The organism is Janibacter cremeus (genome assembly GCF_029395675.1).
GTDB classification, from domain to species: domain Bacteria; phylum Actinomycetota; class Actinomycetes; order Actinomycetales; family Dermatophilaceae; genus Janibacter; species Janibacter cremeus_A.
In genome coordinates this window covers 748,600-762,433 of the sequence record NZ_CP115184.1, presented here as the reverse complement: position 1 = coordinate 762,433, position 13,834 = coordinate 748,600, and the positions used below count along the sequence as shown (strand labels likewise).

Here is a 13,834-nt window from a genome sequence, read left to right as displayed (position 1 = left end):
GTGGCGGGGGCTCAGGACCCTCGGAAAACGATGTCGTGCCAGTCCTTGTGTGCCTCGCCCGTACCGTCGAACATCACGTGCTTGACGACGGTGTACTCCTCCAGGGAGTAGGTGGACATGTCCTTGCCGAAGCCGGACGCCTTGACGCCTCCGTGCGGCATCTCGCTGATGATCGGGATGTGGTCGTTGACCCAGACGGTGCCGGCCGACAGCGTGCGCGTCGCCCGGAGGCAGCGGTGGACGTCGCGGCTCCACACCGAGGCGGCCAGACCGTAGTGCGAGTCGTCGGCCAGCGCCAGGCCCTCGTCGTCGCCGTCGAAGGGCAGCACCACGAGGACGGGGCCGAAGACCTCCTCGCGGACGATGGGGTCGGTCTGCTCGACCCCGGTGATGAGCGTGGGCTCGTAGTAGGCACCCGCGGCCAGCGGCCCCTGCGGCACCCCGCCACCGACGAGGACCTTCGCCCCTCGGTCACGGGCACCCTCGACGTGCGCGGAGACCCTCTCCTGCTGCTGACGCGAGATCAGGCTGCCCATGTCGGTGGCGGGGTCGCTCGGGTCCCCCAGTCGCACCTGCGACATCAGCTCGGCCACTCGGTCGACGAAGTCGTCGTACAACGGACGCTGCACGTAGGCCCGGGTGGCCGCGGTGCAGTCCTGCCCGCTGTTGATGAGTGAGCCGGCCACGGCCCCTCGTGCCGCGGCCTCCGGGTCGGCGTCGTCGAAGACGAGGAAGGGGGCCTTGCCGCCGAGCTCGAGCTGGACACGCTTGGGCGTCTGCGCGGCCACCGCCATCACCCGACGCCCCACCGCGCTGGACCCGGTGAAGGAGGCCATGTCGACGTCGGGGTGCGCCACCAGCTGCTCCCCCACCTCGCTCCCCGCGCCGGTCACCACGCTGAACACGCCGGGAGGCAGGCCGGCCTCGGTCGCCGCCTCGGCGAACAGCAGCGATGTCAGAGGGGTGAGCTCGCTGGGCTTGAGCACGACGGCGTTGCCGGCGGCCACAACCGGCAGCACCTTCCAGGCCGCCATCTGCAGCGGGTAGTTCCACGGGGCGATCGAGCCGACGACTCCGACCGGCTCACGTCGCACCATCGAGGTGTGGTCGGGCGAGTACTCACCGGCGGCCTTGCCCCCCAGGTCCCGGGAGACACCGGCGAAGAAGGACACGTTGTCGATGCTGCCGGGCACGTCGAACTCCCGAGCGAGGCGGATCGGCTTGCCGCACTGACGGGTCTCTGCCACGGCCAGGTCCTCGGCACGCTCGGTCAGCAGTCGGGCCCACCGGGTCATCACCTCGGCCCGCTCCACGGGAGCGGCCGCGGCCCACTCGGGGAACGCCTTCCGGGCAGAGGTGACGGCGTCGTCCACGTCCGCGGCAGCGGCCAGGTGGAACCGGGCCAGCGTCTCCCCCGTCGCGGGGTCGCTCAGCGTCGCCTGCTCACCCCGACCTGCGACGCGTCTGCCGGCCAGGTAGTTGAAGGCTGCGGCACTCCTGCTGTCGACTCCCGGGATGGCGTCCCCGGGACCGTCACCGCTCATCCTGGACTCCTTCCCCGATCCGTGGCCGTCGGCCTGCTTGACGCATGATTTTTACAGAGCGTGACCCACTGCACAAGGGATTCCGTGGCATCCATCTCACCGAGCAAGCGAATTCGTAATCGACACCCGCGCGGTCGCCCGCGGCGCGGGTCGCGGGAGTGGGCGGGAGGTGGCCCGTCGGCTCACATGAACTCACCGTGGGCCTCCCCCAGCGCCGTGTCGAGGATGCGGATCCCTTCCCGGACCTCCTCGCTCGTGGAGGTCAGCGGCGGGACGAGGTGGATCCGGTTGTTGCTGACCAGCGGCAGCAACCCCCTTCGCCTGCAGGCGGCGAGGATCGCGCCTATCTCCGGGCTGTCCCCGGCGTACGGGGCCAGCGGCTCGCGCGTGCCGCGATCGCGGACCAGCTCCAGGGCCCAGAAGACACCGGTGCCGCGCACCTCGCCGATCCACTCGTGCTTCTCCGCCAGACCCTGCAGCTCGGGCCCGAAGACCTCCCGACCCAGGGCGGCCGCGTGCTCCACGACGCGGCCCTCCTCCATGGCCCGGATGGTCGCCACGGCCGCGGCGCAGGCCAGCGGGTGTCCGGAGTAGGTCAGCCCACCCGGGTACACCCGGTCGGTGAAGGTCGCGTGGATCTCGTCGCTGATGGCAACCCCGCCCATCGGGACGTACCCGGAGTTGACCCCCTTCGCGAAGGTCAGCAGGTCCGGTACGACTCCCCCGAGCTCGATGGCGAACCAGCGACCGGCCCGGCCGAAGCCGGCCATCACCTCGTCGGCGATCAGCACGATGCCGTGCCGGTCGCACAGCTCGCGCACGCCCTGCAGGTACCCCGGCGGGGGCAGCATGACCCCGGCGGTGCCGGGGATGGACTCCAGCAGGACCGCCGCGATCGTCGATGCCCCCTCGAGGGTGATCACCTGCTCGAGGTGGGCCAGCGCCCGCTGCGACTCCTGCTCCTCGGTGTCCGCGTGGAAGGGACTGCGGTAGAGGTAGGGACCGAAGAAGTGCACCGTGCCGGTGGAGGCCGTGTCGTTGGGCCACCGGCGGGGATCGCCGGTCGCGTTGACTGCGAGCTGGGTCCCTCCGTGGTAGGAGCGGTAGGTCGAGAGGACCTTCTGTCGACCGGTGTGCAGCCGCGCCATCCGGATCGCGTGCTCGTTGGCGTCCGCGCCCCCGTTGGTGAAGAACACCCGGTTCAAGTCGCCCGGGGTGTGCGTGGCGATGAGCCTGGCCGCCTCGGAGCGCGCCGCGTTGGCGTGTTGCGGCGCGACCGTGCACAGCGTGTCGGCCTGCTCCCGGATCGCGGCGACGATCGCGGGGTGCTGGTGGCCGAGGTTGGTGAAGACCAGCTGCGAGGTGAAGTCGAGGTACCGGTTGCCGCCGTCGTCCCAGACGTGGGAGCCCTCCGCCCTGCTCACGACCATCGGGTCGAGGGAGCCCTGGGCGGACCACGAGTGGAAGACGTGCGCCCGGTCCAGGTCATAGGCACGGTCGACATCGGTCGTCTGCGACATGGATGGATCCCTTCGTTGCGATCTGCACCCAATCGTCCTCGTCGCACACCCAACTGCTCCCACCATTTCGTAGGATCACTGCACTGATGTCGACAGAATGTCGGGGTAGCCCATGGCCGTCACCGTCGCGGACGTCGTCGGCATGCCGGTGCTGCGTCGCTCCGGCGCGCGCGTGGTGGCCGGTCACGCCGGCCTGGGCCGCGACGTGCGGTGGGCGCACGCCGCGGAGCTGGTCGACATCGCCTCGCTCCTGCGGGAGGGCGATCTGCTCCTGAGCACCGGGATCGCGATGCCCGACACGGCCGGCGAGCTGCGGGCCTTCGCCACCAGCCTGCAGGACATCCGGGCGGCCGGTGTGGTCATCGAGCTCGGTCGGCGCTGGCAGGAGCTGCCGCCGGCGCTGGTGGCCGGCTGTGACGAGCTCGGCCTGCCGCTGGTCGCGGTCTCCCGGGAGGTGGGGTTCGCCGCCGTCACCCAGGCCATCGGTGAGCGCATCCTGGCCGAGCAGCTCGCCGAGCTGCGACGGGCCCAGCGGGTGCACGAGACCTTCACCAGCCTGAGCATCGCCGAGGCCGGACCGGAGGCGATCCTCGAGGCCGTCCAACGGCTCTCCGGTGCAGCGGTGGTCATCGAGGGCGAGCAGCACCAGGTGCTGGACTACCGCTCCGGACCGGAGGACATCGGTGGCGAGCTGGCGGACTGGTCGGCGCGCTCGGCCGTGGTGCGGCTGGAGGGCCGCACCACCTGGGACGAGGACAACGGGTGGCTGGTCACCCGCATCGGGCGAAGGGAGCGGGGCTGGGGGCGTCTCATCGTCCACCTCGCCACACCCCCCTCGGAGGGGATGATCGCCATGGCCGAGCGGGCGGCCGCCGCTCTGGCCCTGCACCGCCTGCACGACCGACAGCGGGACGGTGCCGTGCGTCGCACCCACCACGAGCTGATCGTCGGCCTGCTCGCCGACCCGAACGACCCCGACCTGCTGCGCCGGAGCGAGCTGGCCGGGCTGCCCGGTGCCGGGAGGACCCTGGTGGGGCTCTCCCTTCGCCCGCTCGTGGAGCGACCGACCGGGAGCACCGGGCGCACCGGCCGGGTGGACGAGGTGATCGCCGCCACCGTGCACGCGGCGCAGGAGGCGCGGGTGCCCGCGCTGGTCTGCGACGTCGAGGGCGACGTGCGCGCGCTGCTGTCCCTCACGCCCACCGCGGACGTCGATCGGGTCGTCGACGACCTCGCCGCCCACGTGTGCCGCCGCCACCGCGCCCTCGTGGGCGCCGGACGGCCGGCCCTGCGCGTCGCGGACATCGACAGGACCCTGCGCGAGGCACAGCACGTGGTGGAGTCGGTGCGCGCCAGCGACGGCCAGCGGGTGCACCGGCTCGAGGACGTCCACCTGCGCGGGCTGCTCGCCCTCCTGGCCTCCGACGACCGCGTCCGCCTCTTCAGCGAGCGTGAGCTCGAGCCGCTGCGCCGGCACGACACCGAGCACGATGCCCAGCTGCTGGAGGCAGTACGCGCGCTGCTGCTGCACCCCACCAGCAAGTCGGCAGCCGCCGGCAGCATCCACCTGTCCCGTCCGGTCTTCTACGACCGCCTGGCCAGGGCCGAGCAGGTGCTCGGCCTCGACCTGGACGACCCGGACGTGCGCTCCTCGCTCCACGTCGCACTGCTCGTCGACGACATCACCACCGGGGGCTGAGGCCCGGCGACACGAGCCGGTCGACTACAGCATGCCCCGCGAGCGGTACAGGAACGCCGCCATGGCCTCGCGGGTGATCTTGCTCTTCGGGCGGAACGTCCCGTCGGAGTGGCCCGTGGTCAGGCCCCGATCCGCGATCCAGGCGATGTGGTCCTCGAACTGGGTCCCGGCGATGTCGGTGAACGCGTAGGGAGCGGTGGCGTCGGGCGGGCGCCTGTCCAGCAGGAACCGCGTCATGAAGGCCGCCATCGCCTCACGGGTGATCCTCCTCTTCGGACCGAACGTGCCATCGGCATACCCCGTGGTGATGCGCTCGTCCTGCAGCCAGGCGATCTCCTTGGCGAACGCGCTCGAGGAGTTGACGTCCGTGAAGTCGGGTGCACTCTGCACCGGTGGCCTGCCCGCCGCCCGGTACAGGAAGGCGGCCATGGCCTCGCGCGAGATGTTGTCCTTCGGGCCGAAGGTCCCGTCGGGGTAGCCGGTCGTGATCCCCTCGTCCTTCAGCCAGGCGATCTCCGTCGTGAAGGCGGTGGTCTTCGGGGTCACGTCCGGGAAGGGCCACAGGTTGGTCGCCGTGATCGGGGAGGCCACGTAGGTGCTCCACAGGCCGAGCTGACGCCGCATCTGCTCACCCGTCAGCGACGCCCGCTTGCCTGTGATCGACGTCGCGACCACCTCGGCGACGCCGTCACCAGTGGTCCGGCGCGTGATCTCCAGTTGCACGACGTCCCCCAGCCCGAACGCCTCGTCGACCCTCGCCCCCGGGACATCGATGCTCCACGACCTGCGTGGGTTCTCCGCCCGCAGCGAGTACGGGTCGTCGACCGAGCGCAGGTACGGTACGTAGCCACCCCACACGTCTTCGCTGTCCTGCGTGCGGCCACCGCTGCTGGAGGAGTACACCGCATCGATCAGGGCGCCCCCGTACCGCGGGACCATCCCCGCGGTGCTCGTCCCATTGGCCCGCACGGCTGCCTTCCACCGGTCCCACCCGGCCGCGCCCGCGCCGCTCGGGTGGCTGCCGAACACCTGGTCGCTGGTGCCGTCATAGACGTGGCACTCACAAACCGAGCGGATGCCGCGGTTGACCTTGCGCAGCGCGTAACCACGCGCTGCTGCCGCCTGCGCCTGCAGCGCCGCCGCCGGCCACGACCAGGGCATCTCCTTGACGTTGTCCAGGTACTCGTCGTGCAGGCGCACCTTCATCACCGCGTGCACACCGCCGCTCGAAGCGGGCACCACCTGCGCCGACCCCGACAGGTAGCTCTTGTCCTCGATCGACAACAGCGTCCTGTCGTCGTCGAAGACGATCTCCGCCGACGGGCCGGTGGCCTTCACGGTCTTCGTGCCGTTCGTGCGCGACACCTTCACCCGCGAATCAGACCGCTCCACCGTCACGACCGAGCTCGTCGACGCCTTCAGGGTCCTGTCACCGACCGTGATCGTGAAGGAGCCGCCGCCGGAACCTGTCGCAGTGGTCCGCAGCGTCACCGACGACCGAGAAGCGGCGACGTTGACGTGCACCGTCTGGTCGTCGCGCACCCGGTCGACGGTGATGCCCTGGTAGTAGTACTTCAGGATCTGCGCGGCGCTCGAGCCGTCATCAGCCAGCGCCTTCGCGCCGTACTGCGACATCCCCACGCCGTGGCCGAACCCCTTACCGGAGAAAGTCCACGTAGGGCCCGAGGCGGTTTGGGTGGCAGGGGCGGCCTGGGCGGCCTGGACGGGCACCGCCCCGCCTCCGAGCACCAACCCCGCCAACACGGCAGCGACACCGGCCACCCGCACGGATCGAACACCCACAACAGACCAACCTTCGCGCGCCAGATGCGCAGCAGACGACAAGGAGATGCCGCCAGCCGGCGGCCACAGCAGGAACCCCACAACAGCGCGGATCCGAGGGGCGAGCGCACCCGGCCTCCCCCGCACGGGGAAATGATCCCCCAGGCGGAGCCAAATTGCCACCCCGTGCGCATCTTTGCTCACTCGGCACCCATCTCACGGTGGCGCCCCGCCACCACCCGACACCGAGGAACTAGGCAGGCGCGACGCCCTCAGCCGCGACGACGCGGTCATCGACGCGCTTATCGGGCCCGTCCTCGGACCGCTCGGCGGCGAGCCGCTCCCGCAGGAGCTGGAGCCGGCGAGCGTTCTCCTTGCAGCGCTCGACGGCCGGATCCGCTGGCATTGCCATGTCGCTGGGCTGGTCCTCGGTCATGCTGGCCTCCGCTTCGCTCCGCCTCCGCACGGGCTCGCAGGGCGGTCGTACCCCTCACCGACGAGTCGCGGATTATCTTGTAAACTTACAAGCGAAAACGGGCCCCGGCAACCACTGTCCGACGCGCTCCGCACGCGACCGATGGCGTGGTGCGGTGGACGCGCCAGAGGGCGCTCAGAAAGAACGTTCGATGCGGTCGATCAGGGCCTCCAGACCGACCTCGAACTCCTGCTTGCTCGTGTCCTTGCTCAGCCGTTGCTGAGTTCGTCGCACGTGGGGCGCGTCCTCCAGCTCCCCGCTGAGAGTGGCGGGCGCGCCCCCCTTCCCCGCCTGGCCCACGCCGGCGATGTCGCTGCCGTGGGCGGCAACCTCCAGCAGCAAGGACCCGATGAGGAATGTGGTGAACAACTTGTAGGCGTCCACGGCGGCCGTGTCATCGAAGCCCGCCCCGGTCAGCGTCGCGAGGAAGTGCTCGACCACGGCGATGCTCCGCAGCGGAGGGCGAAGCCACGGCGCCTCGGGGTGCCGGGTCGCGGCGAGCGGGAAGGCCGCCGGATGGGTCAGGGCCACGCCCCGCACCTCATGGGCCAAGGCCTGCAGGTACCCCTGCCACGAGTCGAAACCCTGCGCCTCGACCTTGGTGGTGATCCCGCCCAGGAGGGCGTCGACGACTGCCTCGAGCAACTCGTCCCGCCCCGAGACGTATCGGTAGAGGGCCATGGCCTCGACGCCGAGCTCCTGACCGACTCGACGCATGGTCAGGCCATCGACTCCGTGGGCAGCGATCACCTCGATCGCGCCGTGGACCACTCGCTCCCGATCCAGGCGGGTGCGTGACCCGGTCGACTCTGGGGAAGTAGTCATCCGCAGGTCCTCTCCGTCAACGTCGTCGCAGCGCATCCTAGGCCCTGCAACGGAGGACGCGCCCGGGACGGGTCGGCGCGGTCCCGCGGCGAGTCACCCCGACGCGTGAACCCGCCCGGGGCTGGTCGCCACGTCTGCGCCCGGCCGGAGGAGCGTCAGCGCTTCTCCTGCGCCCTCTTGCACGACACGCACAGGGTTGCGCGCTGGAAGGCCTGCAGACGCAGCTTCCCGATCGGCTCACCGCAGGACTCGCACGTGCCGTAGGTTCCCGCGTCCAGACGCTCGAGGGCAGCCATGTTCTGCGCCAGACCCGCACGGGCCCCCTCGAGCAGGTTGACCTCATGCTCCCGCTCGGCGAGCTTGCCCCCCACATCCGCCTCGTCGCGACCGTCGGCGCCGATCGGGTCCTCCACGACCCCACTGATCTCGGCCTCGATCACCGCGATCTCCTCGCTCAACCGATCCACCTCGGCCGTCAGGTCCGCCCGCACCTGCCTCAGCTCTGCCTCGGTCCACGACGAGTCCTCCGCCGTCACCTTCACCGGGGCCTCTGCCGGCGTCTTCTCGGTCCACGTCTGCGTCATCACTACCCCTTCGAGCCGGACGCACCCTGCGCCGGCGATTACATCGTAAGCGGGACTTTACAGCGTAATCACAGCGATGTGCGGGAGGGGCGCCACACCGGATGTCGCAGTCGTGGTCCGCTACCGGCCGCGGTGGTGGAGTCCATCGCTGACGTGAACCGACCCCGACCGGCTGCTCAGCGGAACGCCGCCTCCCCCGTCAGCGCCTTGCCGATCGTCAGCTGGTGCACCTCGGAGGTGCCCTCGTAGGTGAGCACGGACTCGAGGTTGTTGGCGTGCCGCAGGACGGGGTACTCGAGGGTGATCCCGTTGGCGCCCAGCAGGGTCCGGCTCTCGCGCGCGATGGCGATGGCCTCGCGGACGTTGTTCAGTTTGCCCAGGCTCACCTGCTCGGGGCGGATGGTCCCGGCGTCCTTCATCCGGCCGAGCTGGATCGCCAGGAGCATGGCCTTGCCGAGCTCGAGGGTCATGTCGGCGAGCTTGGCCTGGGTCAGCTGGTAGGCCGCGAGGGGCTTGCCGAAGATCTCGCGGTCCCCCACGTAGGACAGGGCCGTGTCGATGCAGTCGCGAGCCGCCCCGACCGCGCCGAAGATGATCCCGAAGCGGGCCTCGTTGAGGCAGGACAGGGGGCCGGAGAGCCCGGCCGCCTCGGGCAGCATCGCCGAGGCGGGCAGCCGCACGTCCTGCAGGACGATCTCACCGGTGATCGAGGCGCGCAGGGAGAGCTTCTTGGTGATCTCGGGCGCCGAGAATCCGGGGGTGTCGGTCGGGACGACGAATCCGCGGATGCCGCGCGAGCCCTCCCCCTCGTCGGTGTTGGCCCAGACCACGGCCACATCGGCGATCGGGGAGTTGGTGATCCACATCTTGGTGCCGTTGAGGAGCCAGTCGTCACCGTCGCGCACCGCGCGCGTGCGCATGCCGCCGGGGTCGGAGCCGAAGTCCGGCTCGGTCAGCCCGAAGCACCCGATGGCCTCGCCCGCGGCCATCCGCGGCAGCCACTCTTGCTTCTGCTCCTCGCTCCCCCAGCGGTGGATGGCGAACATCGCGAGCGACCCCTGCACCGACACCAGGCTGCGCAGACCGGAGTCGGCCGCCTCCAGCTCCAGGCACGCGAGGCCGTAGGCCGTGGCGCTGGTGCCGGCGCAGCCGTACCCCTCCAGGTGCATGCCGAGCACCCCGAGGTCGCCGAGCTCCCGGGCGAGCTCCCGCGCCGGCAGGCTCCCCTCCTCGTACCAGGCGGCGAGGTGGGGCCGGAGCCGGTCGGTGCAGTAGCGGGCCACGGTCTGCTGCATGGCGCGCTCCTCCTCCGTGAGCAGCGTGTCGATGCCGAACAGGGAGGTGGGGGTCTGCGGTGCGCTCATCGTCATCTCCAAGAGGTCCATACGGTGTTAGGTTTGTGCGGTGCGGTAACCTTATACCGTTAGGTTCCGATCGCGAAAGGCCCGCTCCGTGGCTCGTCCCAGCACACCGCTCCTGAGTCGTGAACGCATCCGCGACACCGCCCTGCGGCTGATCGACGAGGACGGCCTCGCCCAGTTCTCCATGCGCGGACTGGCCCGCGCCCTCGACGTGCAGGCCCCCTCCCTCTACAGCCACTACGCCAACCGCGACGAGGTCCTCGACGCGGTCGCCAACCTGCTCACCCGCCAGGTCGACACGAGCGGCTTCGCCGACGGCACATGGCGAAGGGGGGTGGAGACCTGGGCACGCTCGTACCGGGCCTCGCTGGCGGCCCACCCGAACGCCGTGCCGCTCGTCGCCTCGGGCGCCGGCCGGCGCGAGGACTTCCTCGCCATGTCGGAGCGGGTGCATGCGGGCCTGCTCGCCGCGGGGTGGCCCGCCCGCTACGCGACCGAGATCGCCGGCTCGGTGAAGTACCTCGTCGTCGGGGCCGCATCGACCCCCTTCGCCAGCGGTTTTGCCGACGACGCCCGGGTCTACCTCGACCGCTACCCCGCTCTCGCACAGGCGCACCGGCTGCCGGAGCTCGCCGAGGAGATCGACCGGGAGAGCTTCGAGCTCGGCCTGGCCTGCCTGCTGGACGGGCTGACCGCGCGGTACGCGGAGGTGGTCGCGGGCCCGACTTCCCCGGCGGCGGCGCAGGAGCGGTCCACTAGGGTTGGGCCGTGACGGGACCACAACCACGGAGAGCGGCGGGATGACCAGCTCCAGCGCCTCGGTCAGGCGGCCACCCACGGCGCAGGCGTTCGTCCTCGAGCAGATGCGCCAGGCGATCGTGGCCGGTGACCTGATGCCCGGTCAGGCTCTGCGGCAGGACGCCCTGGCGAAGCGCTTCGGGGTCAGCCGGGTGCCGCTGCGTGAGGCGCTGAGCACGCTCGAGAGTGAGGGCCAGGTTGTCTACGAGCCCCACCGCGGGTACAAGGTCGCCCGCCTGTCGATGGACGACCTGCTGGAGGTCTACCGCATCCGGGAGCTGCTCGAGGCCGAGGCCGCCCGGCTGGCGGTCGAGCGGGCCGACGACAAGGTCGTCGAGGAGATGCGGCAGGCTGCGGCGCAGGTCAACGCGGCCGGGGAGGCCGGCGACCTGCTGACGATGACCGAGGCGAACCGGCGCTTCCACTTCGTGATGGTCAAGGCCGCGCAGATGCCGCGGCTCGAGCGCCTCATCCAGGTCCTGTGGGACGCAACCGACACCTACCGCTTCGTGTACTACGGCACGCCCGCCAACCGAGCGGTGGTGCGCGACGAGCACGAGCTGATCATCGACGCCTTCGTCCGCCGGGACGCCGAGTCACTCATCGACATGCTCGACCTGCACCGGCAGCACGCCATCGCCTCGCTGCGCGGCTTCCTCGAAGCCGGCTGAGCCCGCGACAGCCGCCCGCGGCGGGCACACGGAGGGCCTGTCGTAACCGGATCGTGACCTGATCCAACCCGCTTTTTTCGTGTCCTGCGCCACACAGCCGCTCGATAATTGGATACATTCTCCAAATGACCACTACGCAGGTGCGGGCCGATGACGTCACCGCCCAGGACTGGCTGGGACTGGCCGGTCAGCGCGTCCTCGTGGCAGGCGCGGGCGGCATCGGCAGCGCGTGCGCCCGGGCCTTCGAGGACGCCGGAGCCCGGGTGTGCGCCGTCGACGTCGCCACGGACGCCCTCGCGCGACTGGACGGGCGGATCGAGCGCATCACCGCTGACCTGACGACCCCGAGCGGCTGCACCGCAGCCGTTGACGGCGTCGTCGAGCACTGGGGCGGGATCGACGTGCTGGTGCACGCCATCGGGGCCAACCACCGCGTCCCGGTCCTGGACGTCGCGGACGACGAGTGGCACCGGATGATCGAGGTCAACCTCACCAGCGCCTTCCGCCTGGGCCGCGCCGCCGGCCGCCACATGGTCGCCGCCGGCTACGGCCGGCAGGTGTACTGCTCCTCCGTCTCGAGCACCCTGGCCCACCCGGACCACGGGCCCTATGCCGCCAGCAAGGGCGGGCTCGACCAGCTGCTGCGCGTGATGGCCCGGGAGTGGGCCGCCGACGGCGTGACGGTCAACGCCATCGCCCCCGGCTACACCGACACCGAGCTGACCCGCGGCCACCTCGACCGACCGGGGGTGCGCGAGCACTACACCTCGCTCGTGCCGGCAGGACGACTCGGCACCGTCGAGGACCTGACCGGCGCCGTGCTCTTCCTCGCCTCCCGACAGGCCGCGTTCGTCACCGGGCAGGTCCTCTACGTCGACGGAGGTCGCACTCTTGTCTGAGCGGAGCCACCGCCCGAGCGACCGGAGCCACGTGCGTGAGCGTGCCGTCGGCGGTCGCTTCCCGCTGCTCGAGCCCGCCGGTCTCGACGAGGCGCAGCGGGCCCTGTACGAGACCATCACCGAATCACCCCGCAAGGACGGCCCCTTCCTCCTCGTCGACGACGACGGTCGGCTGGCCGGTCCCTTCAACGCGATGCTCCATTCCCCCGCCATCGGCGAGGCACTGCAGTCACTCGGCTCGTCGCTTCGCTTCGGCGGTCGCTTGCCGGCGCGTACCCGGGAGCTGGTGATCTGCCTCGTCGCGGCGGCCCTGGACAGTGACTACGAGTGGTACGCACACAGCCGCGTCGCCCGCCAGGTCAGCGTGACGGACGACGAGCTGGACGGCCTGCGCCGCGGTGAGCTCCCCCCTTCGCTCTCGTCGGCGGAGACCGCGACCCTCGACCTGGCCACCGCACTGCTGCGCGGTGCGCGCATCGACGACGAGGTGCACGAACGTGCCCTGCCACACCTGGGGCACGCCGGCGTCACCGAGCTGACGGTCCTCGTCGGCTACTACCAGACCCTGGCGGGCCTGCTCGCCGTGGGAGCCGTTCCCGCGCCCCAGCAGGACCCTGAAACCGCAGGGACCCTCGCCGATCCGGGCCCATCGACAACCCCCTGACCCACGCACGAAGTCACACCGATCAAAGGAGATCACCATGACCAAGCGAACCGCGCGCACTGCCGCGCTGCTGGCCGTCCCGGCCCTCTTCCTCGCCGCCTGCGGAGGTGATGGCGGCGAAGGGAGTGGCGGAGGTGGCGACGGCGCGCTGACCATCGCGACGGGTGGCACAGGCGGTGTCTACTACCCGCTCGGCGGCGGCATCGCCAACGTCATCTCCAAGAACGTCGACGGCACGTCGGCCACCGCCCAGGAGACCAATGCCTCCGTGGACAACATGATGCTCATCCAAGAGGGCTCGGCCGACCTGGCGCTCGGCGTCGGTGACGTGGTCGCCGGCGCCGCGGAGGGCACCGGTTCCTTCGAGGAGCCGCTGGACGTGTGCTCGATCGGCTCGATGTACCACAACTACATGCAACCGGTGACGACCAAGGGCACCGGCGTCCAGAGCGCCGAGGACATGAAGGGCAAGACCATCTCGGTCGGCGCTCCGGGGTCGGCCACCGAGGTCGGAGCCATGCGCGTCCTCGAGGCTGCCGGCATCGACCCGGAGAAGGACATCGACCGGCGTCAGCTCGGCGCCGCCGAGACGGTCGACGCGCTGCGCGACGGGACGATCGACGCCGGATTCTGGTCCGGTGGTCTGCCCACCGGTGCCCTCGTCGACCTGGCCAGCACCGGTGACATGCAGCTGATCGAGATCGGTGAGTACGCCGACGAGCTGGCCAAGGAGTACGGCGACTACTACGTCAAGGAGGACATCCCCGCCAAGACCTACGAGGGCCAGTCGGAGCCGGTCTCGGTGATCGCCTCGCCGAACATCCTCGTGGCGAACACCTCGATGGACGAGCAGCTGCAGGAGGACGTCACCCGGGCGATCTTCGAGAACAAGGACGCGCTGGTGCAGGTGCACTCGGCGGCCAAGGAGCTCGACGCCTCCACGGCCGGGGACGTGCCCTTCATCGACGCCTGCCCGGGGTCGCAGAAGTACTACGACGAGGTGGGCTGACCC

General features: G+C 70.7%; 13 protein-coding genes. 6 read left to right on the top strand and 7 right to left on the bottom strand.

Going from position 1 to position 13,834, the window contains the following annotated elements:
* Window positions 1-11 precede the first annotated feature (11 nt).
* Both O9K63_RS03470 and O9K63_RS03465 read right to left on the bottom strand, forming a co-directional pair.
* Complete coding sequence (locus tag O9K63_RS03470) at window positions 12-1,544, bottom strand: gamma-aminobutyraldehyde dehydrogenase (protein ID WP_277240570.1); 1,533 nt, start codon at window positions 1,542-1,544, stop codon at window positions 12-14.
* 182 nt (window positions 1,545-1,726) lie between these two features.
* Window positions 1,727-3,064: an aspartate aminotransferase family protein gene (locus O9K63_RS03465; protein ID WP_277240568.1), complete on the bottom strand. Its 1,338-nt coding sequence runs from the start codon at window positions 3,062-3,064 to the stop codon at window positions 1,727-1,729.
* Between the two features lie 112 nt (window positions 3,065-3,176).
* Between O9K63_RS03465 and O9K63_RS03460 the strand changes: the two genes are divergently transcribed.
* Window positions 3,177-4,763: a PucR family transcriptional regulator gene (locus O9K63_RS03460; protein ID WP_277240566.1), complete on the top strand. Its 1,587-nt coding sequence runs from the start codon at window positions 3,177-3,179 to the stop codon at window positions 4,761-4,763.
* 24 nt (window positions 4,764-4,787) lie between these two features.
* Here the strand turns inward: O9K63_RS03460 and O9K63_RS03455 are convergent, their stop codons facing one another.
* The 5 genes from O9K63_RS03455 to O9K63_RS03435 all read right to left on the bottom strand — a co-directional run bounded on the left by O9K63_RS03455 (window position 4,788) and on the right by O9K63_RS03435 (window position 9,793).
* Window positions 4,788-6,398: a SpoIID/LytB domain-containing protein gene (locus O9K63_RS03455; RefSeq protein ID WP_277240564.1), complete on the bottom strand. Its 1,611-nt coding sequence runs from the start codon at window positions 6,396-6,398 to the stop codon at window positions 4,788-4,790.
* 400 nt (window positions 6,399-6,798) lie between these two features.
* Window positions 6,799-6,981, bottom strand: coding sequence for a hypothetical protein (locus tag O9K63_RS03450; RefSeq protein WP_277240562.1), 183 nt, complete (start codon window positions 6,979-6,981; stop codon window positions 6,799-6,801).
* Window positions 6,982-7,155: 174 nt separating this feature from the next.
* Complete coding sequence (locus O9K63_RS03445; protein ID WP_277240561.1) at window positions 7,156-7,845, bottom strand: TetR/AcrR family transcriptional regulator C-terminal domain-containing protein; 690 nt, start codon at window positions 7,843-7,845, stop codon at window positions 7,156-7,158.
* A 155-nt stretch (window positions 7,846-8,000) separates the two neighbouring features.
* Window positions 8,001-8,429: a TraR/DksA family transcriptional regulator gene (locus O9K63_RS03440; RefSeq protein ID WP_277240559.1), complete on the bottom strand. Its 429-nt coding sequence runs from the start codon at window positions 8,427-8,429 to the stop codon at window positions 8,001-8,003.
* A gap of 176 nt (window positions 8,430-8,605) precedes the next feature.
* Entirely contained in the window at window positions 8,606-9,793 is a 1,188-nt protein-coding gene (locus tag O9K63_RS03435) for an acyl-CoA dehydrogenase family protein (RefSeq protein ID WP_277240557.1), read from the bottom strand.
* An 88-nt stretch (window positions 9,794-9,881) separates the two neighbouring features.
* Between O9K63_RS03435 and O9K63_RS03430 the strand changes: the two genes are divergently transcribed.
* The 5 genes from O9K63_RS03430 (at window position 9,882) to O9K63_RS03410 (ending at window position 13,831) form a co-directional block, all read left to right on the top strand.
* Window positions 9,882-10,562, top strand: a complete 681-nt coding sequence (locus O9K63_RS03430) for a TetR/AcrR family transcriptional regulator (RefSeq protein WP_277240555.1) — start codon at window positions 9,882-9,884, stop codon at window positions 10,560-10,562.
* A gap of 28 nt (window positions 10,563-10,590) precedes the next feature.
* Window positions 10,591-11,259: a GntR family transcriptional regulator gene (locus O9K63_RS03425; RefSeq protein ID WP_277240554.1), complete on the top strand. Its 669-nt coding sequence runs from the start codon at window positions 10,591-10,593 to the stop codon at window positions 11,257-11,259.
* 125 nt (window positions 11,260-11,384) lie between these two features.
* A complete protein-coding gene (locus O9K63_RS03420) occupies window positions 11,385-12,158 on the top strand; it encodes an SDR family NAD(P)-dependent oxidoreductase (RefSeq protein ID WP_277240552.1) in 774 nt (257 codons plus the stop codon).
* Window positions 12,151-12,822, top strand: coding sequence for a carboxymuconolactone decarboxylase family protein (locus tag O9K63_RS03415; protein WP_277240550.1), 672 nt, complete (start codon window positions 12,151-12,153; stop codon window positions 12,820-12,822). The genes O9K63_RS03420 and O9K63_RS03415 overlap by 8 nt, the downstream gene beginning before the upstream one ends.
* 37 nt (window positions 12,823-12,859) lie before the next feature.
* Window positions 12,860-13,831 (top strand): TAXI family TRAP transporter solute-binding subunit, encoded by a 972-nt coding sequence (locus tag O9K63_RS03410; protein WP_277240548.1) that lies wholly within the window; start codon window positions 12,860-12,862, stop codon window positions 13,829-13,831.
* Window positions 13,832-13,834: the final 3 nt, after the last annotated feature.

Coding starts and splice junctions, on each gene's coding strand:
- O9K63_RS03470 (WP_277240570.1), bottom strand. CDS start 1,544: ATGAGCGGTGACGGTCCCGGGGACGCCATCCCGGGAGTCGACAGCAGG.
- O9K63_RS03465 (WP_277240568.1), bottom strand. CDS start 3,064: ATGTCGCAGACGACCGATGTCGACCGTGCCTATGACCTGGACCGGGCG.
- O9K63_RS03460 (WP_277240566.1), top strand. CDS start 3,177: ATGGCCGTCACCGTCGCGGACGTCGTCGGCATGCCGGTGCTGCGTCGC.
- O9K63_RS03455 (WP_277240564.1), bottom strand. CDS start 6,398: ATGTCGCAGTACGGCGCGAAGGCGCTGGCTGATGACGGCTCGAGCGCC.
- O9K63_RS03450 (WP_277240562.1), bottom strand. CDS start 6,981: ATGACCGAGGACCAGCCCAGCGACATGGCAATGCCAGCGGATCCGGCC.
- O9K63_RS03445 (WP_277240561.1), bottom strand. CDS start 7,845: ATGACTACTTCCCCAGAGTCGACCGGGTCACGCACCCGCCTGGATCGG.
- O9K63_RS03440 (WP_277240559.1), bottom strand. CDS start 8,429: ATGACGCAGACGTGGACCGAGAAGACGCCGGCAGAGGCCCCGGTGAAG.
- O9K63_RS03435 (WP_277240557.1), bottom strand. CDS start 9,793: ATGAGCGCACCGCAGACCCCCACCTCCCTGTTCGGCATCGACACGCTG.
- O9K63_RS03425 (WP_277240554.1), top strand. CDS start 10,591: ATGACCAGCTCCAGCGCCTCGGTCAGGCGGCCACCCACGGCGCAGGCG.
- O9K63_RS03420 (WP_277240552.1), top strand. CDS start 11,385: ATGACCACTACGCAGGTGCGGGCCGATGACGTCACCGCCCAGGACTGG.
- O9K63_RS03410 (WP_277240548.1), top strand. CDS start 12,860: ATGACCAAGCGAACCGCGCGCACTGCCGCGCTGCTGGCCGTCCCGGCC.